The 18,261-nt window shown below is 71.5% G+C and carries 19 protein-coding genes and 1 pseudogene; 7 read left to right on the top strand and 13 right to left on the bottom strand.

Going from position 1 to position 18,261, the window contains the following annotated elements:
- Positions 1–101 precede the first annotated feature (101 nt).
- Together AC0VY3_RS15740 and AC0VY3_RS15735 are read left to right on the top strand one after the other, a co-directional pair.
- Positions 102–1,466, top strand: coding sequence for a dipeptidase (locus AC0VY3_RS15740; protein WP_103508618.1), 1,365 nt, complete (start codon positions 102–104; stop codon positions 1,464–1,466).
- A 75-nt stretch (positions 1,467–1,541) separates the two neighbouring features.
- Positions 1,542–2,228 carry an MBL fold metallo-hydrolase gene (locus AC0VY3_RS15735; RefSeq protein ID WP_475549832.1) on the top strand — a complete coding sequence of 229 codons (687 nt, stop codon included), beginning with the start codon at positions 1,542–1,544 and terminating at the stop codon, positions 2,226–2,228.
- Between the two features lie 16 nt (positions 2,229–2,244).
- Here the strand turns inward: AC0VY3_RS15735 and AC0VY3_RS15730 are convergent, their stop codons facing one another.
- Both AC0VY3_RS15730 and AC0VY3_RS15725 read right to left on the bottom strand, forming a co-directional pair.
- Entirely contained in the window at positions 2,245–3,282 is a 1,038-nt protein-coding gene (locus tag AC0VY3_RS15730) for an NUDIX domain-containing protein (protein ID WP_103508620.1), read from the bottom strand.
- Between the two features lie 264 nt (positions 3,283–3,546).
- The gene (locus tag AC0VY3_RS15725) at positions 3,547–4,476 is read right to left on the bottom strand and encodes an ROK family protein (RefSeq protein WP_475549831.1); all 930 of its coding nucleotides are present in this window, start codon (positions 4,474–4,476) and stop codon (positions 3,547–3,549) included.
- 208 nt (positions 4,477–4,684) lie between these two features.
- On the opposite strand from AC0VY3_RS15725, the gene AC0VY3_RS15720 reads away from it, so the two are divergent.
- A complete protein-coding gene (locus tag AC0VY3_RS15720; RefSeq protein WP_103508622.1) occupies positions 4,685–5,713 on the top strand; it encodes a LacI family DNA-binding transcriptional regulator in 1,029 nt (342 codons plus the stop codon).
- A 36-nt stretch (positions 5,714–5,749) separates the two neighbouring features.
- Here the strand turns inward: AC0VY3_RS15720 and AC0VY3_RS15715 are convergent, their stop codons facing one another.
- A complete protein-coding gene (locus tag AC0VY3_RS15715; RefSeq protein ID WP_475549830.1) occupies positions 5,750–6,583 on the bottom strand; it encodes an alpha/beta fold hydrolase in 834 nt (277 codons plus the stop codon).
- Between the two features lie 101 nt (positions 6,584–6,684).
- Between AC0VY3_RS15715 and AC0VY3_RS15710 the strand changes: the two genes are divergently transcribed.
- The 3 genes from AC0VY3_RS15710 to AC0VY3_RS15700 all read left to right on the top strand — a co-directional run bounded on the left by AC0VY3_RS15710 (position 6,685) and on the right by AC0VY3_RS15700 (position 8,169).
- On the top strand, positions 6,685–7,233 hold the full coding sequence (locus AC0VY3_RS15710; RefSeq protein ID WP_103508628.1) for a CGNR zinc finger domain-containing protein: 549 nt from the start codon (positions 6,685–6,687) through the stop codon (positions 7,231–7,233).
- Positions 7,234–7,464: 231 nt separating this feature from the next.
- Positions 7,465–7,668 carry a hypothetical protein gene (locus tag AC0VY3_RS15705; RefSeq protein WP_475549829.1) on the top strand — a complete coding sequence of 68 codons (204 nt, stop codon included), beginning with the start codon at positions 7,465–7,467 and terminating at the stop codon, positions 7,666–7,668.
- A 24-nt stretch (positions 7,669–7,692) separates the two neighbouring features.
- Positions 7,693–8,169 (top strand): NHL repeat-containing protein, encoded by a 477-nt coding sequence (locus AC0VY3_RS15700; protein ID WP_475549828.1) that lies wholly within the window; start codon positions 7,693–7,695, stop codon positions 8,167–8,169.
- Between the two features lie 6 nt (positions 8,170–8,175).
- Here the strand turns inward: AC0VY3_RS15700 and AC0VY3_RS15695 are convergent, their stop codons facing one another.
- From AC0VY3_RS15695 to AC0VY3_RS15675, 5 genes are all read right to left on the bottom strand, one after another.
- On the bottom strand, positions 8,176–9,474 hold the full coding sequence (locus AC0VY3_RS15695; protein ID WP_475549827.1) for a DUF6986 family protein: 1,299 nt from the start codon (positions 9,472–9,474) through the stop codon (positions 8,176–8,178).
- A 160-nt stretch (positions 9,475–9,634) separates the two neighbouring features.
- Positions 9,635–10,597: an electron transfer flavoprotein subunit alpha/FixB family protein gene (locus AC0VY3_RS15690; RefSeq protein ID WP_475549826.1), complete on the bottom strand. Its 963-nt coding sequence runs from the start codon at positions 10,595–10,597 to the stop codon at positions 9,635–9,637.
- Positions 10,598–10,659: 62 nt separating this feature from the next.
- On the bottom strand, positions 10,660–11,445 hold the full coding sequence (locus AC0VY3_RS15685; protein ID WP_103508625.1) for an electron transfer flavoprotein subunit beta/FixA family protein: 786 nt from the start codon (positions 11,443–11,445) through the stop codon (positions 10,660–10,662).
- 196 nt (positions 11,446–11,641) lie between these two features.
- The gene (locus tag AC0VY3_RS15680) at positions 11,642–12,151 is read right to left on the bottom strand and encodes a flavin reductase family protein (RefSeq protein ID WP_475549825.1); all 510 of its coding nucleotides are present in this window, start codon (positions 12,149–12,151) and stop codon (positions 11,642–11,644) included.
- 196 nt (positions 12,152–12,347) lie between these two features.
- The gene (locus AC0VY3_RS15675; protein ID WP_103510812.1) at positions 12,348–12,674 is read right to left on the bottom strand and encodes a thioredoxin family protein; all 327 of its coding nucleotides are present in this window, start codon (positions 12,672–12,674) and stop codon (positions 12,348–12,350) included.
- A gap of 230 nt (positions 12,675–12,904) precedes the next feature.
- Here AC0VY3_RS15675 and AC0VY3_RS15670 point away from each other — a divergent pair, with 230 nt between their 5' ends.
- Complete coding sequence (locus AC0VY3_RS15670) at positions 12,905–13,627, top strand: lysophospholipid acyltransferase family protein (RefSeq protein ID WP_103510813.1); 723 nt, start codon at positions 12,905–12,907, stop codon at positions 13,625–13,627.
- Between the two features lie 28 nt (positions 13,628–13,655).
- Here AC0VY3_RS15670 and AC0VY3_RS15665 read toward each other — a convergent pair whose 3' ends face one another.
- From AC0VY3_RS15665 to AC0VY3_RS15645, 5 genes and pseudogenes are all read right to left on the bottom strand, one after another.
- Positions 13,656–14,348, bottom strand: coding sequence for a B3/B4 domain-containing protein (locus AC0VY3_RS15665; RefSeq protein ID WP_103510814.1), 693 nt, complete (start codon positions 14,346–14,348; stop codon positions 13,656–13,658).
- 63 nt (positions 14,349–14,411) lie between these two features.
- Positions 14,412–14,799, bottom strand: a pseudogene (locus AC0VY3_RS15660) (hypothetical protein).
- A gap of 76 nt (positions 14,800–14,875) precedes the next feature.
- Positions 14,876–15,937 carry a threonine aldolase family protein gene (locus tag AC0VY3_RS15655; protein WP_181010985.1) on the bottom strand — a complete coding sequence of 354 codons (1,062 nt, stop codon included), beginning with the start codon at positions 15,935–15,937 and terminating at the stop codon, positions 14,876–14,878.
- Positions 15,934–16,701 (bottom strand): SDR family NAD(P)-dependent oxidoreductase, encoded by a 768-nt coding sequence (locus AC0VY3_RS15650; protein ID WP_103510816.1) that lies wholly within the window; start codon positions 16,699–16,701, stop codon positions 15,934–15,936. Before AC0VY3_RS15650 ends, AC0VY3_RS15655 begins: the two co-directional genes overlap by 4 nt.
- A 26-nt stretch (positions 16,702–16,727) precedes the next feature.
- Positions 16,728–18,125 carry a DUF6421 family protein gene (locus tag AC0VY3_RS15645; protein WP_475549824.1) on the bottom strand — a complete coding sequence of 466 codons (1,398 nt, stop codon included), beginning with the start codon at positions 18,123–18,125 and terminating at the stop codon, positions 16,728–16,730.
- Between the last annotated feature and the right edge of the window lie 136 nt (positions 18,126–18,261).

Below are 18,261 nucleotides of genomic sequence, written 5' to 3'. Positions count from 1 at the left end.
CATGATTTCGTCGTACATGCGTCGCCGCACGAACGGCGTCGTACACGGTCGCGTACCTACCGCGCCCTACCCATAACGTCGCACCCACGAGGAGCGTGCCCATGACCGCCCGTCCGATTTCCGAGACCGTCGCCTCGTTGATGCCCCGCGCCCGGGAGGAGCTGGCCGAACTGGTGGCGTTCCAGTCGGTGGCGGACCCGGCGGTGTTCCCGAGGAGCGAGTGCGAGGGCGCGGCGAGGTGGGTCGCCGACGCACTGCGCACCGAGGGGTTCACCGACGTCGCGCTGCTGGACACCCCCGACGGTACGCAGTCCGTCTACGGGTTCCTGCCGGGGCCGGCCGGGGCGCCGACCGTGCTGCTCTACGCGCACTACGACGTGCAGCCGCCGCTGGACGAGTCGGCGTGGATCTCCCCGCCGTTCGAGCTGACCGAGCGCGACGGCCGCTGGTTCGGCCGGGGCGCGGCCGACTGCAAGGGCGGGTTCATCATGCACCTGCTCGCGCTGCGCGCCCTCAAGGCGAACGGCGGTGTTCCGGTCTCGGTGAAGGTGATCGCCGAAGGCTCCGAGGAGCAGGGCACCGGCGGTCTGGAGCGGTACGCGGAGGCACACCCGCAGCTGCTGGCGGCCGACACGATCGTCATCGGCGACACGGGGAACTTCCGGGTCGGGCTGCCGACGGTCACGGCGACGCTGCGCGGGATGACGATGCTGCGGGTGCAGTTGGACACCCTGGAGGGGAACCTGCACTCGGGGCAGTTCGGCGGCGCGGCCCCGGACGCGCTGGCCGCGATGATCCAGCTGCTGGCCTCGCTGCGCGCCGAGGACGGCACGACCACGGTCGACGGTCTGACCGGTGACGCCGACTGGGACGGCCTGCAGTATCCGGAGGCGGAGTTCCGGCAGGACGCCAAGGTGCTGGACGGGGTGGAGCTGATCGGCACCGGCACGGTCGCGGACCGGATCTGGGCCCGGCCCGCCGTCACCGTCATCGGCATCGACTGCCCGCCGGTGGTCGGCGCGACGCCGTCCGTGCAGGCGAGCGCACGGGCGCAGGTCAGCCTGCGGGTGCCGCCGGGCCAGGACGCCGTCGAGGCGACGAAGCTGCTCACCACGCACCTGGAGTCGCGTGCTCCGTGGGGTGCGCGGGTGAAGGTGGAACAGGTGGGCCAGGGCCAGCCGTTCCGCGCGGACATGACCAGCCCGGCGTACACGGCGATGGCGGACGCGATGCGGGACGCCTACCCGGGCCAGGAGATGCAGTCCTCCGGGATGGGCGGCTCCATCCCGCTGTGCAACACCCTGGCGGGCCTCTACCCGGAGGCCGAGATCCTGCTGATCGGGCTGAGCGAGCCCGAGGCGCAGATCCACGCGGTGAACGAGAGTGTGTCACCGGAGGAGTTGGAGCGGATGTCGGTGGCCGAGGCGCTGTTCCTGCGCAACTACGCGGAGTCGAAGAAGGCCTGACCGTTACGCCGTCGGCGAAGTCGCCCGAAGCGTAGATCCGTGCGGCGGACGTCCGCCGCTGCGTACGTTCGCCGCATGGATCTCGTCGAGGTGCTCCCCCAGCTGCATATGTTCCGCTTCCGGATCGGTCAGGCCTATCTCTGGCGTGACGGACCGGATCTGACGCTGATCGACGCGGGCGACGTCGAGTCGGCCGCCGCGATCGAGGACGCGATCCGCTCGCTCGGCCACGACCCGGCCCGGATCCGCCGCATCGTCCTCACCCATGGGCACCGCGACCACTTCGGGGCCGCGCAGGAGCTGACGGACCGGTACGGCGCCGAGATCATCGCCCACACGCTGGACGCACCGGTGATCCGGGGCGAGCGCCCCGTACCGGAGCCGGACCTGCTGGACTGGGAACGGCCGCTGTACGCACACGGGCTGACCTGCCCCGAGGCCCCGCCCACCCAGGTCGACCGCGAGGTGACCGGCGGCGAGGAGCTGCCGTTCGGGGACGGCGCGCGGGTGGTCCACGCCCCCGGTCACACACCGGGCTCCATCGCCCTCCATCTGCCGCACCACGGCGTGCTGTTCACCGGGGACACGGTCGCCTCCGTGGAGCGGGTGATGCTCGGCGTCTTCAACGTGGACCGGGCCGGGGCGGCGGCCACGTTCCGGCGGCTGGCCGCGCTCGCGCCCCGTACCGTCTGCTTCGGACACGGCGACCCGCTCACCGAGAACGCGACCGCGCTGATGGAGGCGGCGGCGAACGGCGGGTGAGCGACATGCGTCGCGCTCAGCCCACCGGCACCCCCGCCTCCAGGTTGAGCACCGTCGACCGCTCGCGCGCCAGCAAGGCCCAGCGCAGCCGTTCGTACCGGGTGGGCGGCAGCATCCCCGCGGCCTCCTCCTCGGTGACGAAGCGCCAGCCGCGCAGCTCGGAGCCGGGCAGCAGCAGCCGGCCCACGTCCTCGGAGCGCAACAGGCCGCCGTCGAAGAGGAACCGCAGTCCGCCGTAGCCGGGCGGCCGGGGCGACTCCCAGTCGACGAGCAGCAGTTCGGGCACCCGGTCGAGGCGGAGGCCTATCTCCTCGGCCACTTCACGGATCCCGGCCTGCGCCGGCGCCTCGCCCGCCTCCACGACCCCGCCGGGAAACTCCCACCCCGGTTTGTACGTGGGGTCGACGAGCAGCACCCGGTCCCGCTCGTCGAAGAGCAGCACCCCGGCGGCCACCGTCTCGCCGGTCGGCTCGGGGCTCTGGACGATCGGGCAGGGCGCGGCGCTCCCGGTGCGCACGGCGTCCGCGATCCGCTCGGCGGTCTCGCGGGGCGTGAGCGCGCTGTTGTCGACCACATGCGCGTCCTCGGTGATCCAGCCGAGGGCGTCGCGGTACGGGCCGATGTGCTCGTACGCCCACCGGCGCACCCGTTCGCTCTGTTCCTCGTCGCCGGGAAACTCCTCGCGGCCCGCGATCCGGCTTCGCAGGATCGTTTCCTCAGGTGAGAGCGCCACATGCCGGACCGGGATGCGCCGGGAGGCGAGCCCGCCGAAGATCTCGTCGCGGTACTCCTGTCGCAGCAGGGTCATCGGCACCACCAGCACCCCGGGCACCTCGGCGAGCAGCGCCGCCGCCGTGTCCACCACGAGCCGCCGCCAGATCGGCAGGTCCTGGAAGTCGGTGACCTCGGCGAGCCTCTTCTGCGGCAGCAGACTGCGCAGCCCCGCTCCGGTGATCTCCGGGTCGTACAGCGTGCTGTTCGGGATCAGATCGATCAGTTCGCCCGCGGCGCTGGTCTTGCCCGCACTGAACGCACCGTTGATCCAGACGATCACGGTTCCCCCTCTTCCGTAGCCCCCTGTGGCTTGCCCGCAACACCCTGCCGCGGAAACCCCGCGACGGCGACGGCGTTGACCGGATGCGGTCGTCCGGAGCGCTCGGAGGCCGAAAGGACCCGGGGCGCGCCGTACGACGGAGGTCGTGCGGGACCTTTCGGCGGGGCACGCGGGATGGGCCGGAGGGCGCCCAGGAGATGGCCCAGGGGGCGCCCGGCCTGACGAACCGGGCGCCCCCTGGAAGCTGTTGACGCGCGACGGACCCTAGCGCAGCGCGATGGCCGCCGCCGCGGCCCCGACCAGCCCCGCGTCGGTGCCCATCACGGCGGGCGCCACGGTCAGCCGTCGGAGGTAGGAGAGCGTGGCGTATTCGCGGAGACTGCGGCGCAGCGGCACGAAGAGCACGTCGCCGGCCCCGGCCACACCGCCGCCGACCACCGCGATGTCGAGGTCCGCCAGGGTGGCGGTGGCGGCGATGCCGGCGGCCAGCGCCTGGGCCGCGCGCTCGTAGGAGGCGACGGCGACCCGATCACCGGCGCGGGCGGCGACGGCCACCGCGGCGGCCGTCGCGTCGCCGTCCGGTCCGGGCCGCCAGCCGTTCTCCAGGGCTCGGCGGGCGATGTTGGGGCCGCTGGCGATGCCCTCGACGCAGCCGCGCGCGCCACAGGGGCACGGGTCGCCGTCCAGGTCGACGCTGATGTGGCCGATGTGCCCGGCGTTGCCCGAGGGGCCGGGCCGCAGGATGCCGCCGAGGACGAGGCCGCCGCCGACGCCCGTCGACACGACGAGGCAGAGCGCGTTGTCGTAGCCACGGGCGGCGCCGAGCCAGTGCTCGGCGGCCGTCATCGCGACCCCGTCGCCCACCAGCGCGACCGACAGCCCGCCCGCCGTCTTGTGCACCCGCTCCACCAGCGGGAAGTCCCGCCAGCCGGGGACGTTGACCGGGCTGACCGTGCCGGCGGCGGCGTCCACCGGACCGGCGCTGCCGATGCCCACGGAACCGGCCCTGCCCCACAGCGGCGAGGCCATCAGCTCGCCCAGCACCTCGTCCACCGCCCCCATGACCGCCTCGGCGCCCTCCCGGGCGGGCGTCGGCCGCTGCGCCCGTACGAGGAGGGAACCGTCGCCGTCCACCAGCGCTCCGGCGATCTTGGTGCCGCCGATGTCGAGCGCGGCGACGAGGTCGGTATGCATCGGTGTGGGCTCTCCGGATCGGTGAAGGGGCGGGACCTGCGGGTTCCGTCCATAGTCTGCACAGTCTTCATCCTCTTGACAACGTTGTCCAGGGCCTATGCTCGACGCCACAGCCTCCGATCACCTGCGCGGCGCCCCGTCTCGGCCTCGCTCGGCCCCGGCCGGAGCACCGCAAGCCCCGCCCGTATCCGACGACAGGACAGCGCACGTGGACCGGACCGCCCGTCATTCCGAGACCCGCTACGGCAACCGGCCGACCATGAAGGACGTGGCGGCCCGGGCAGGAGTCGGCCTGAAGACGGTCTCCCGGGTGGTGAACAGCGAGCCCGGCGTCACGCCCGACACCGAGCGGCGCGTGCAGGAGGCGATCGACGCGCTCGGCTTCCGCCGCAACGACAGCGCCCGCGTGCTGCGCAAGGGCCGTACGGCATCCATCGGACTGGTCCTGGAGGATCTGGCGGACCCGTTCTACGGTCCGCTGAGCCGCGCGGTGGAGGAGGTCGCCCGTGCGCACGGCGCACTGCTGATCAACGGTTCCAGCGCCGAGGATCCGGAGCGTGAGCAGGAGCTGGTGCTCGCGCTGTGCGCCCGCCGCGTGGACGGTCTGATCGTGATCCCGGCGGGCGACGACCACCGCTATCTGGAGCCGGAGATCAAGGCGGGCATCGCCACGGTCTTCGTGGACCGCCCGGCGGGCCATGTGGACGTCGACATGGTGCTCTCCGACAGCTTCGGCGGGGCCCGGGAGGGCGTGGCGCACCTCATCGCGCACGGTCACCGCAGGATCGGCTTCATCGGCGACCAGCCCCGGATCCATACGGCCACCGAGCGACTGCGCGGCTATCACACCGCCATGCGGGAGGCGGGCATCACCGTCGAGGACGACTGGGTCTCTCTCGGCTCCACCGAGCCGGAGCGGGTGCGGGCCGCCGTCGAGGGGATGCTCACCGGACCCCAGCCGGTCACAGCCCTGTTCGCGGGCAACAACCGGGTGACGGTGACGGCGGTCCGGGTGATCGCGGAGCGGGAACGGCCGGTGGCACTGGTCGGGTTCGACGACATCGAGCTGGCCGATCTGCTCGGCATCACCGTGATCTCGCAGGACGCGGCGGCGGTCGGCAGGACCGCGGCCGAGCATCTGTTCCGCCGCCTCGACGGGGCGGACCACGCCACGGCCCGGGTGGAGCTGCCGACGAAGCTGATCCCGCGCGGCTCGGGCGAACTGCCCCCCGCCTGAGGCCCGTCGGATCCCGTCGGACCACGGCGGATTCGGTCAGACCCCGGCGCCGGCCGGCCGGAACTCCCGGGTCAGCAGGGCCAGCAGCTGCGCGGGGGCGTCCTCCTGCACGGTGTGGCCCGCGCCCTCGATCCAGTGCAGTTCGGAGTGCGGGATCAGGGCGTGCAACTGCTCGGCGAAGGGCGCCGGCAGGAACCGGTCCTCGCGGCCCCAGATGATCCGGGTCGGCACCGGCACGGTCCCCAGCAGATGCTGGAACGCATCGGTGTCGGCCTGTTCGGCCTGCCGGTACTGACGGTAGTACGCGGCCCGGCCGCGCTCGCCGCGCCAGGGGTCGACATGGGCGGCCAGCACGTCGGGCCGGTAGCCGGTGTGGGTGGCGTGGCGCAGATGGCTCTCGACCAGCGCCTCGTGGGCGTAGCCGGGGAGTTGCTCGAAGAGCTGCGCGTTCTCCCGGATGAGCCGGAAGAGTCCGGTGCCCCACTCCCCGCAGGCCACCGCGTCCACCAGGGTGAGGTCCGCGTACCGCGCCCCCTCCAGGAGCAGTGCCCGCAGGGCCACGGTCCCCCCGATGTCGTGGGCGATGACGCGTGGGCGCTCCAGCCCCCAGTGCTCCAGGAGCCGGGTGAACACCTTGGCCTGCGCCGCCGGGCCGACGTCCTGCCCGTCGCGCTGTTCCGACTGCCCGAACCCGAGCAGGTCGAAGAGGTGGACGCGGTGGTCGCGGGCGAGCGCCGGTGCGATGTCGCGCCAGATGAGCGAGGAGAACGGGGTGCCGTGCAGCAGGACGACCGGCTCCCCCTCCCCCAGGGCGTCCCAGCGCACCACCCCGTCCGGAGTCTCGAACGTCCTGGTCAGCTGCCCGTTCATGGTGTGCCTCCTGAGCTGCGGATGGAAGGGGCGGAGCCCCGCCGGACTCTCGACGTTACCAGCGAAGGCTGATTGTCGGTAACGTTGGTAAAGTGGTGATCATGCGAAGGAACCCTGCACCCGCGGAGCTCGAACTCGTCGAGGAGTTCTGCAACACCGCCACCCACCTCCACGGCGAGGACGACCTCGCCCGGCCGGAGACGGCGGCCCGGTGGCTCGGTGCGCACGGTTTCCCGGCCCCGAGCGATCCCGGAGACCTGGCGTCGCTCGCGGAGGCCCGGGAGACCGTGCGGGCCTTCCTGGTCGAGCGGACGTCGCCGGAGGCGGTCGACGCCCTCAACCGGCTCGTCGCCGCGGTCGCGGGCGCTCCGGCCGTACGCCCCGACGGCGCCCTCACCCTGCGGCCGGCCTCCGGCGGGGCGGTTGCGGAGGTGGTGCGCCCGGTGCTCGCAGCCCTCCTGTTCCACGGCCTGACCGGGCGTCACGCCACCCGTCTCAAGGCCTGCGCGGCTCCGGAGTGCCGCTGGGTCTTCTACGACCGGGCACCGTCGTCGAACGGCCTGTGGTGCGACATGGACGTGTGCGGTGCGCGGCACAAGATGCGCGCCTACCGCGCCCGTGGCGGCGCGGCCGCCCGCCGCGACGTCTGAGGACCTCGCGGGTACGACGGAGACGTCCGGGGCCGTTGGGGCGGCCGACCGACCCGCCGGGGTGTGGTGCCGCCGGATCGGCGGGGGCGATTCCTGACGGCGGCCGGCGGCGCCCGGGAGGGCGTGTCCGGCGGATCAGGGCCGGACACGCCTCGCCCCCGACCACGACCCGCCGGACACGCCCCTGGCCCGTACGGCAGCGGCAGCACGTCCAGAACAGGTGCGTACCTCATGAGCCATCTCGTAACAGCCCCGTCGGCGTCCAGGTCTCCCGGCGGGCCGGGGGCGGACGCCCCGAAGCCGGTCCGGGGGCGGCCGCGTCGGCGGCTCCCGGTGCTGACGGCGGCACTGCTGCTGTGCGCGGCGCCGATCGCCTCCGCCGCGCCCGGGACGACGGACGGGCACCCTCCGGCGCACGGTGCGGTGCCCCTGTAGATCTCCGACCACACCGACAGCACCGTGCTGCGACTGCCGCCCGGCGGCGGTCCGGTCACGGTCCCGGCCGACGGCCTGACCCGCCCGACCGGGATGGCGCTGGACGCCTCGGGGGACCTCTACATCGCCGACACGGGCAACAACCGGATCGTACGGGTGCCGGGGGACGGAGGTCCGCAGGTCACCGTGGACACCACCGGCCTCTCCCGCCCCATCGGGCCGGCCTTGAGGGCGAACGGCGACCTCTACATCGCCGACAGCTTCAACGACCGCGTGGTGATGGTGCCCGCCGACGGCAGCGGCCAGGTCACCGTCCCCACCAGCGGGCTGCTCCATCCCAACGGGCTGGCCCTGGACGGCGCGGGGAACCTCTTCGTGGCGGACTTCGTCAACGACCGCGTGGTGAAGCTGCCGGTACGCGGCGGCCAGCGCACGCTGCCCGTCGCCGGCCTGCACACCCCGGCGGGACCGGCCGTTCCGCCGGGGCACGACGCCTACTGACGCGCCCTACGGGGCGGTGACCGTCAGGTCTCCCCGACGCGGCGAGGCGAAGGCGTCCAGGTCCGCCCGGGTCAGGCCGGTCAACCGCGCGACCTCGGCGGTGTCCAGCGCGCCGCAGTCGATGCCGCGCAGCAGGTAGCCGCTGAGCGCCTTGGCGGTGGCGGGCTCGTCCATGACGTCGCCGCCCGCCTTGGCCACGTAGGCGGCGAGCCGGGCGGCGGCCGGCTCCAGGCCCTCGCGGTAGAAGGCGTAGACGGCCGCGTAGCGGGTCGGCAGGTGGCCGGGGTGCATGTCCCAGCCCTGGTAGTAGGCGCGGGCCAGAGCGCGGCGGGTGAGGCCGTAGTGGAGCCGCCAGGCCTCGTGGACCTGGTCGGTCGGGCCGACGGGCAGGACGTTGGTCGAGCCGTCGGAGACGCGTACGCCGGTGCCCGCGGCGGCGACCTGCATGACGGCCTTGGCGTGGTCGGCGGCCGGGTGGTCGCTGGCCTGGTAGGCGGCGCTGACACCGACGCAGGCGCTGTAGTCGAAGGTGCCGTAGTGCAGTCCGGTGGCCCGGCCCCGCGCGGTGTCGATCATGCGGGCGACGGCGGCGGTCCCGTCGGCGGCGAGGATCGACTGGCTGGTCTCGATCTGGATCTCGAAGCCGATCCGTCCGGCGTCCAGGCCGTGGGCCTTCTCGAAGGCTTCGAGGAGCTGGACGAAGGCGGTGACCTGCTCGGGGTACGTGACCTTGGGCAGGGTCAGCACGAGTCCTTCGGGGAGCCCGCCCGCCGCCATCAGCCCGCTGAGGAAGACGTCCGTGGTGCGGATGGACCGGTCGCGCACTCCGGCCTCCATGCACTTCATGCGGATGCCCATGTACGGGGCGGCGGTGCCGTTCGCGTACGCCTCCGAGACCAGGCGGGCGGCGCGGGCGGCGGCCTCGTCCTCCTCGGCGTCCGGGCGGGGGCCGTAGCCGTCCTCGAAGTCGATGCGCAGGTCCTCCACGGGCTCGCGCTCCAGCTTGGCGCGTACGCGGTCGTGGACCGGCCCGGCCAGTTCCTCGGGGATGCCGAGGACGGCGGCGAACGCGGCGGCGTCGGGGGCGTGTTCGTCGAGGGCGGCCAGCGCCTGGTCGCCCCAGGAACGCAGGGTGCCGGGCTCGAAGACGTCACCGGGTACGTAGACGGTGTGTACGGGCTGGCGGGTGCCGGGATCGCCCGGGTAGCGACGGGCGAGCTCCGCGTCGACCGCCGTGAGGGAGGCACTGATCTCCTCGCTGACCGCACCGGCGAGGCTCGTTGCCACCTTCTCCTGCTGACCCATGACCGTACCCTCCACGCTCTCGCTGTTTCCGCTTCCCGGAATCAACAATCCGTATAGTGAAGTTATAAGGCCGCTCGACCTGCGTCAATGGTCGCCCGGAACGGCCCCGGGCCGCACGGTGGGTTCACCGTGCGGCCCGGGGCGGGGTGGTGCGAGTGATTCAGCCCTTGCGGGTGTTGATCTCTTCGGTGAGCTGGGGAACGACGGCGAAGAGGTCGCCGACGACACCGTAGTCGACGAGCTCGAAGATCGGGGCCTCGGCGTCCTTGTTGATCGCGACGATCGTCTTCGAGGTCTGCATACCCGCCCGGTGCTGGATCGCCCCCGAGATACCCGAAGCGATGTACAGCTGCGGCGAGACCGACTTACCCGTCTGCCCGACCTGCGAGGTGTGCGGATACCAGCCCGCGTCCACCGCCGCACGCGAGGCACCCACCGCGGCACCCAGCGAGTCCGCGAGCGCCTCGATCACGGGGAAGTTCTCCGCCCCGTTGACCCCACGGCCACCCGAGACCACGATCGCCGCCTCGGTCAGCTCCGGGCGCCCCGTCGACTCACGCGCCGTACGCGAGACCACCTTCGTGCCCGTCGCGGTCGCGCTGAACGACACCGACAGGGCCTCGACGGCACCGGCGGCCACAGCCGGCTCGACCGGGGCGGAGTTCGGCTTCACCGTGATCACCGGGACGCCCCTGGAGACCCGCGACTTGGTCGTGTACGAAGCGGCGAACGCCGCCTGCGTCGCGACCGGACCCTTCGTGTCGGCCTCCAGATCGGTGGCGTCGGTGATGATCCCCGAGCCGATCCGCAGCGCGAGACGCGCGGCGATCTCCTTGCCCTCCGCGGACGACACCACCAGCACCGCCACCGGCGAGACCGCCTCGAATGCGGCCTGCAGCGCGTCGACCTTCGGAACCACCAGATAGTCCGCGAACTCCGGGGCATCGGCGGTCAGCACCCTCACCGCACCGTGCTCACCCAGCACACCCGCGGCCGCCTCCGCACCCGCACCCAGCGCCACCGCGACCGGGTCACCGATCCGACGCGCCAGCGTCAGCAGCTCCAGCGTGGGCTTACGGACCGCCCCGTCCACATGATCGACCAGAACAAGAACTTCAGCCATGACAACGCACTCCAGACGAGAGAAGAAACGAGAGAGAGGGAGGGAAGAGAGGAAGAGGGGACCTAGATGAACTTCTGGCCCGCGAGGAACTCGGCGAGCTGCTTGCCGCCCTCACCCTCGTCCTTCACGATCGTGCCCGCCGTACGCGCCGGACGCTCCGTCGCGGAATCCACCGCCGTCCACGCACCCGCCAGACCCACCTCGTCCGCCTCCAGACCCAGATCCCCCAGATCCAGCGACTCCACCGGCTTCTTCTTCGCCGCCATGATCCCCTTGAACGACGGGTACCGCGCCTCACCCGACTGGTCGGTCACCGACACCACCGCCGGCAGCGACGCCTCCAGCCGCTCCGACGCGGTGTCACCGTCACGACGCCCCGTCACCACACCATCGGCGACCGCAACCTCGGACAGCAGCGTCACCTGCGGCACACCCAGACGCTCCGCCAGCAGAGCCGGCAGCACACCCATCACACCGTCCGTCGAAGCCATACCGCAGATCACCAGGTCATAGCCGGCCTTCTCCACCGCCTTCGCCAGCACCAGCGACGTCCCCATCACATCCGTGCCGTGCAGATCGTCGTCCTCGACGTGAACCGCCTTGTCCGCACCCATCGACAACGCCTTGCGCAACGCGTCCTTGGCATCCTCCGGACCCACCGTCACCACGGTGATCTCCGCATCATCAGCCTCGTCAGCGATCTGCAACGCCTGCTCGACCGCGTACTCGTCCAGCTCCGACAACAGACCGTCGACATCCTCACGGTCCAGCGTCAGGTCATCGGCGAAATGCCGGTCACCGGTCGCGTCGGGCACGTACTTCACACAGACAACGATCCTCAAGCTCACGCCGGCTCTCCTACTGCATCGTCATTTCTGGGCTGCCTTGTTGCACGCAGCATAGGCGCCTTGTCGGGCCGAATCCGGTCAGGACGACCGAGGCTCCGCACCCGATATTACTCGCCAGTACACCCAGTCTCTTACCCGTGAGCAAGCGCTGTGCACTGTGACCTTGCCGACCCGGCGGGCCTGTGCGTGCGTGACGTCAGTCTCGCAGAGCCGTGAACCGTCCCTGGTGGTAGACCAGCGGGCGATCGGCTCCGGCGGGCGCTCCGGCCACGACCTCGGCGATGACGATGCGGTGATCCCCGGCCGGGACCCGGGACACGACGCGGCAGACCAGCCAGGCGGACACGCCGGCGAGCAGGGGAACGCCTTCAGGGCCGCTGCTCCAGTCGGTCGACGGCCCGAAGCGGTCGGCCCCGCTGCGGGCGAAGGTCGTGGCCAGTTCCCGCTGGTGCTCGCCGAGTACGTGGACGCCGACGTACTCGGCCCCGGAGAACACGGGCCAGCTGGAGGACGACGTACCGATACCGAAGGAGATCAGCGGCGGTTCGGCGGCCACGGAGGTCAGCGAGGTGGCGGTGAAGCCGACCGGGCGCTCCCCCTGGGCCGTGATCACGGCCACTCCGGCGGCATGGCGGCGGAAGACGGAGCGGAAGAGTTCGGGCGTGGCGACCGCCGGGGCCGGGGCGAGATCGGGCGTTGCCGTCATGGACGTGTCCTTCTGCGGGAGTGGCGTACGGGTCCGTGGGAGCTCAGACACCCGGACAGCGCGCACTCGCGCGGCGTGCGAGATCCACATGGACCCGGCCGTGAAGAAGGAGTTCTGGCGGCATAACGTCAGACTGACGATGCGTGGTGGGCGCAGTCAAGTGCGTTCCGGAATGTGGGAGATGCGTCACGGTCCGTCATATGGCGTGCCCCAGCGCCGCGACGACGTCGACCGTGCGGGGCTGACCGGATGCCCGGCGTACCACCTCGCCCCCGGCGTCGAGCACCAGGACGGTCGGTGTTCTCGTGATGGCCAGCTGCCGCACCAGGTCGAGGTGGGCCTCGGCGTCGACTTCGATGTGAGCGACGCCGTCGACCATCCCGGCCACCTCGTGGAGCGTGCGGCGGGTGGCCCGGCACGGCTGGCAGAAGGCGCTGGAGAACTGGACGAGCGTCGCGCGTTCCCCCAGTTCCGCGCCGAGTTGGGCTGCATCGAGCCGCTCTCCGTGTGTACCGCGGTCCACTTGGTGCCTCCTGATCAGAGCTCTTCGTAAGGGATCAGCACCGGCAGCCGCCCGGACATTCCCGCAGCTCCCGGCGGACGCGCACGTGACGAGAATCTCGCGCCCCGAGTCCGCCGGGACTGGCCAGCGGCTCGCTCATGGGGCACCATCGCCACAATGCCGAAAACCTACGGCTGCGTAACTTCCGCCGGGAGAACCCTCCCCAGGCACTGAAGAAGGGTCTTCCCCAGATGGCAGAACTCGTCTATCGACCGGTCATCGGCGCCGCTCGCACCATGTTCAAGGCGCTCGACCTGAAGATCGACACTCAGGGTTCGGAGCACATCCCGAAGACCGGTGGTGCGGTGCTGGTCAGCAATCACATCAGCTATCTCGACTTCATCTTCACCGGCCTGGGCGCCCTGCCGCAGAAGCGGCTCGTCCGGTTCATGGCGAAGGAATCGGTCTTCCGGCACAAGATCTCCGGGCCTCTGATGCGGGGAATGAAGCACATCCCGGTCGACCGTGACCAGGGCGAGGACGCGTACGCCCACGCGCTGCAGTCGCTGCGCTCCGGAGAGATCGTCGGCGTCTTCCCCGAGGCCACCATCTCGCAGTCCTTCACGCTGAAGAGCTTCAAGTCGGGCGCCGCGCGCCTCGCCCAGGAGGCCGGGGTCCCACTGATCCCGATGGCGCTCTGGGGCACGCAGCGGATCTGGACCAAGGGGCGGCCGCGCAACTTCAAGCGCAGCCACATCCCGATCACCATCCGCGTCGGCGAGCCCGTGGAGGCGCCCGCCGACCAGTACGCCGGTGCGATCACCCGGCGGCTGCGGGAGCGGGTGCAGGAGCTGCTGGAGGCGGCACAGCGGGCCTACCCGGTGCGCCCGAAGGACGCGAGCGACACCTGGTGGGTGCCGGCCCATCTCGGCGGTACGGCCCCGACCGCCGCCGAGGTGCGCGAACTCGGCTGACGGCCGCCCCTCGTCGGGCGGCGTCGCCTCACCGCGGTGCGTGGACGGTGATCCGCGCGCCGGGACTCAGTCGCTCGAGCGACGCGGCGAGTTCGGCGCCCGCGGCGTCGAGCTCGCCGTTCGTCATGGGCGCGAGGCCCTCCAGCAGGAAGAGGGCGTTGACCGACTCCTCGGTGAGCCGGGTGCGTACGCCCTGGCGCCAGTTCCAGCGGCGGCAGGTGACGCCCTCGTCGTCGCACCAGACGACCTCGCCGGGCTCGGGGTGCTCGATGATCTCCTCGCCGCCGGCGACGGTGGGGAACGGTTCGTCGCCCGTCGCGCGGACCAGCCGCATGCCGCCCTTGATGTGGTCGGTGTCCTCGCCGCCGACCGGGACGAGGTGGGCGACGCTGATCGCGTTGTAGGCGTCGACCAGCAGGTTGATGCGGGGCAGTCCGCCGTCGGCGAGAGCGCGCCGGGCGAGCGCCTCGGCGGAGTTGCGGGTGCGGGAGGGCTTGGCCCCGAACGCCGTGTAGACCTCGCGCCAGGCCGCGATGCGGGGGTCCTCGTGCGGGGCGCGGCCGTCCAGGCGCTCGGCGAGCCGGCGGGCGGCGTCGTCCAGCAGGGCGGCACTGCGGGCGTCGCTGGGGCCGTTGACCAGGCCGTGCGCCTCGACGGCGAGGCGGGTGAAGCCCGGTGCGATCGTGCGCACCTCGTCGGACACGGTGAGGGTGAGGGTCATCGTCTGCCTTACTGCCTTGCTGGGTGCGGTGGCTCGATGCGGTGGTGCGGGCGCCGGGCGGACTCAGAGGTCCGCGTGGAGTGTCCGCCAGAGCTCCGAGCGGTCCCGGGCGCCCCTCAGCGCATGGAGAATCACCTCGGGTGGTGCAGCATAGACTACCGGATAGTCGATTTCATTGAACTTTTCGCGTACCACCCACGCGAGCTGCTCCTTCTCCGTCGAGAACTGCGGCCGGCACATCGGAGGCGCGCCAGGTGACGCGCGGGTTCCCCGAGTCGGCGGAGTGGGGAACGGCGTCGGGGACGAACTCGAAGGCGGCCCGCGCGTATGCGGCGTCGGTGTCGCGTGCGAGGCGGGTCGCCGCCTCCCTGGCCTGAGGGCGTGCATGGTCGATGGACACGTCGGCGGCGAGGGGCGCGTCGATGTCCGGGGAGTGCTGCGTCAGCTCCATGATCGAAGAGCGTACGAAGCGGCCGACCGGAAGTCCATCGATTTCCGGTCGGCCGCATAGTCATGCATGGATCGCGTTACCGCGCCATCTCTTCCTTCAGCGCCTGGAGGAAGGCGTCGACGTCGTCCTCGCCGGTGTCGAACGCGCACATCCAGCGGACGTCGCCGGCCGCCTCGTCCCAGAAGTAGAAGCGGAAGCGCTGCTGGAGCCGCTCGCTGACCGCGTGCGGCAGCCGGGCGAACACGGCGTTGGCCTGGACGGGGTAGAGGACCTCGACCCCGTCGATCGCCCGGACGCCCTCGGCCAGCCGCTGGGCCATGGCATTGGCGTGGCGGGCGTTGCGCAGCCACAGGTCCTTGGCGAGCAGCGCCTCCAGCTGGACGGAGACGAAGCGCATCTTGGAGGCGAGCTGCATGGAGAGCTTGCGCAGATGCTTCATCGCCCGGACCGCGTCCGGGTTCAGCACGACGACGGCCTCGCCGAAGAGCGCGCCGTTCTTCGTGCCGCCGAAGGACAGCACATCGACGCCGACCGTGTTGGTGAAGGTGCGCATCGGCACGTCCAGCGAGGCGGCGGCGTTGGCTATCCGCGCCCCGTCGAGGTGCACCTTCATACCGCGCTCGTGGGCGTGGTCGCAGATGGCGCGGATCTCGTCGGGGGTGTAGACGGTGCCCAGCTCGGTGTTCTGGGTGATCGAGACGACCTGCGGCATGGCCCGGTGCTCGTCGTCCCAGCCGTACGCCTGCCGGTCGATGAGCTCGGGGGTGAGCTTGCCGTCCGGGGTGGGCACGGTGAGGAGCTTCAGCCCGCCCATCCGCTCGGGCGCACCGCCCTCGTCCACGTTGATGTGCGCGGACTCGGCGCAGATGACGGCGCCCCAGCGGTCGGTGAGCGCCTGGAGGGCGACCACGTTGGCCCCGGTGCCGTTGAAGACCGGGAAGGCCTCGGCGGTGGAGCCGAAGTGGCTGTGCATGATCCGCTGGAGGTGGCCGGTGTAGTCGTCCTCGCCGTAGGCGACCTGGTGGCCGCCGTTGGCGAGGGCGAGGGCGGCGAGGACCTCCGGGTGCGCTCCGGCGTAGTTGTCACTGGCGAAACCGCGTACCTGCGGATCGTGGTGCCGTCGTGCGTCGGTCCTCACGGTTGCGGGGTCAGCCACAGGCGCTTTCCGTTCACTTCGGTGGCGGGCTCGTCCCAGACGCCGGCGATGGCCCGGGCCAGCTCCGTGACGTCGGTGAAGCCCGCGAATTTCGCATTCGGGCGCTCGGCGCGCATGGCGTCGTTCACCAGTGCCTTGACCACCAGGATCGCAGCAGCCGCCGCGGGCCCGTCCTCGCCCCCCGCCTTGCGGAAGGCGTCGCCGAGCGCGAGCGTCCACGCCTCGGCGGCGGCCTTGGCGGAGGAGTAGGCGGCGTTGCCCGCGGTGGGCTTGCTGGCCCCGGCGGCACTGATCAGGAGATAGCGGCCCCGGTCGCTGCGCTGGAGGGCCTCCTGGAAGGCCAGCGTGGTCGACTGGACGGTGCGGATGAGCAGCTTCTCCAGGGCGTCCCAGTCGGACAGGACGGTCTCCTGGAACGACGGGCTGCCGCGCCAGCCGCCGACGAGGTGGACCAGGCCGTCGATGCGGCCGAACTCCGCCTCGGTGCGCTTGGCCCAGTCCCGGGTGGCGTCGAGGTCGAGCAGGTCGACGGTCTCACCGGTGACGGTCGCGCCCCCGTGGGCGTACCGGGCGGCGTCCACCGCCTCGGCGAGCCGTTCGGGGTTGGCGTCGCATCCGACGACCGTGGCGCCCGCCTCGGCGAGCCGCAGCAGCGTCGCGCGGCCCGCGGGGCCGGCCGCTCCGGCGACCGCGACCACGGCTCCTTCGAGCACACCGGTCCCCTCGCCCGTGCCGTTTCCGTTCATGGCCACCGCCTCCTCGGGAGAATGGTTCACGCGGCTGCCCGCTCGTCGTTCGCCGCGGTGATTCCCTTGGTGGAGGCAATCACGTGCTTCAGCTTCTTGGCGAGCGCCTCATAGAACATGCTCAGGGGAAACTCGTCCGGAAGCACGTCGTCGACGAGCTTGCGAGGAGGAAGTGTGAGGTCCAGGGCGTCGGGGCCCTTGGCCCAGCGGGATCCCGGGTGCGGGGCGAGGTAGGTGGAGACCAGGTCGTACGCGGCGAACCAGTGGACCAGCTTGGGGCGGTCGATGCCGTCGCGGTAGAGCTTCTCGATCTCGGCGCAGAGCTGGTTGGTGACCTGCGGGGCACGGTCCCAGTCGATCTTCAGGGTGTTGTCGGTCCAGCGGACCACGTCGTGCTTGTGGAGGTACGCGAAGAGCAGCTGGCCGCCGAGGCCGTCGTAGTTGCGGACGCGCTCGCCGGAGACCGGGAAGCGGAACATCCGGTCGAAGAGCACCGCGTACTGCACGTCACGGCCGTGGGCGTTGCCCTCGGACTCCAGCTTCACGGCCTCCTTGAAGGCGGTGAGGTCGCAGCGCAGCTCCTCCAGGCCGTACATCCAGAACGGCTGGCGCTGCTTGATCATGAACGGGTCGAACGGCAGGTCACCGTGGCTGTGAGTGCGGTCGTGGACCATGTCCCACAGGACGAACGCCTGCTCGCAGCGCTGCTGGTCGCCGATCATCTCGCGGATGTCGTCGGGCAGCTCCAGGCCGAGCAGATCGACGGAGGCCTCGGTGACACGGCGGAAGCGGGCGGCCTCGCGGTCGCAGAAGATGCCGCCCCAGCTGAAGCGCTCGGGGGCCTCGCGCACGGCGATGGTCTCCGGGAAGAGCACCGCGGAGTTGGTGTCGTAGCCGGACGTGAAGTCCTCGAAGGTGATGCCGCAGAAGAGCGGGTTGTCGTAGCGGTTCGCCTCCAGGTCGGCGAGCCACTCGGGCCAGACCATCTTGAGCACGACCGCTTCGAGGTTGCGGTCGGGGTTGCCGTTCTGCGTGTACATCGCGAAGACGACGAGGTGCTGGAGGCCGTCGGTCCGGTCCTTCGCGGGCTGGAAGGCGAGCAGCGAGTCCAGGAAGTCGGGGACGCGGAAGCCGTCGGCGGCCCAGCGGCGCAGGTCGGTGACGAGCGCGCGGTGGTAGGCGACGTCGTGCGGGAGGAGCGGGGAGAGCTCCTCGACCGCTCCGATCACCCGGTCGAGGACCTGCTCGACGGTGGCCGGGGAAGGGGCGCCCTCGGCCTCGAAGTCGATGGATCCGTCCTTGGACTGCCAAGGGCGGATCTCCTCGACGGCATCCTTGAGCACGGGCCAGGCCGGGTGCTCGACCACCCGCTGGGCCGTAACTATCGCGCCGTCGGTGGCGCTCTGCACAAGAATTTCCGTCATGACACTTCCTCCACGGGAGAACCTCGCGTGACATCACCGTAGCCGGGCAGGGCTCACCCCGACAAGGGGAGACCTGAAAATTATCCTGCGTACCCCCCATGGTCACCGCTGTTTTTCCTGCGCGATACCGGGTAGG

It is taken from the genome of Streptomyces sp. iso_384, assembly GCF_056172905.1.
This window is presented reverse-complemented; position numbering and strand designations above follow the sequence as displayed.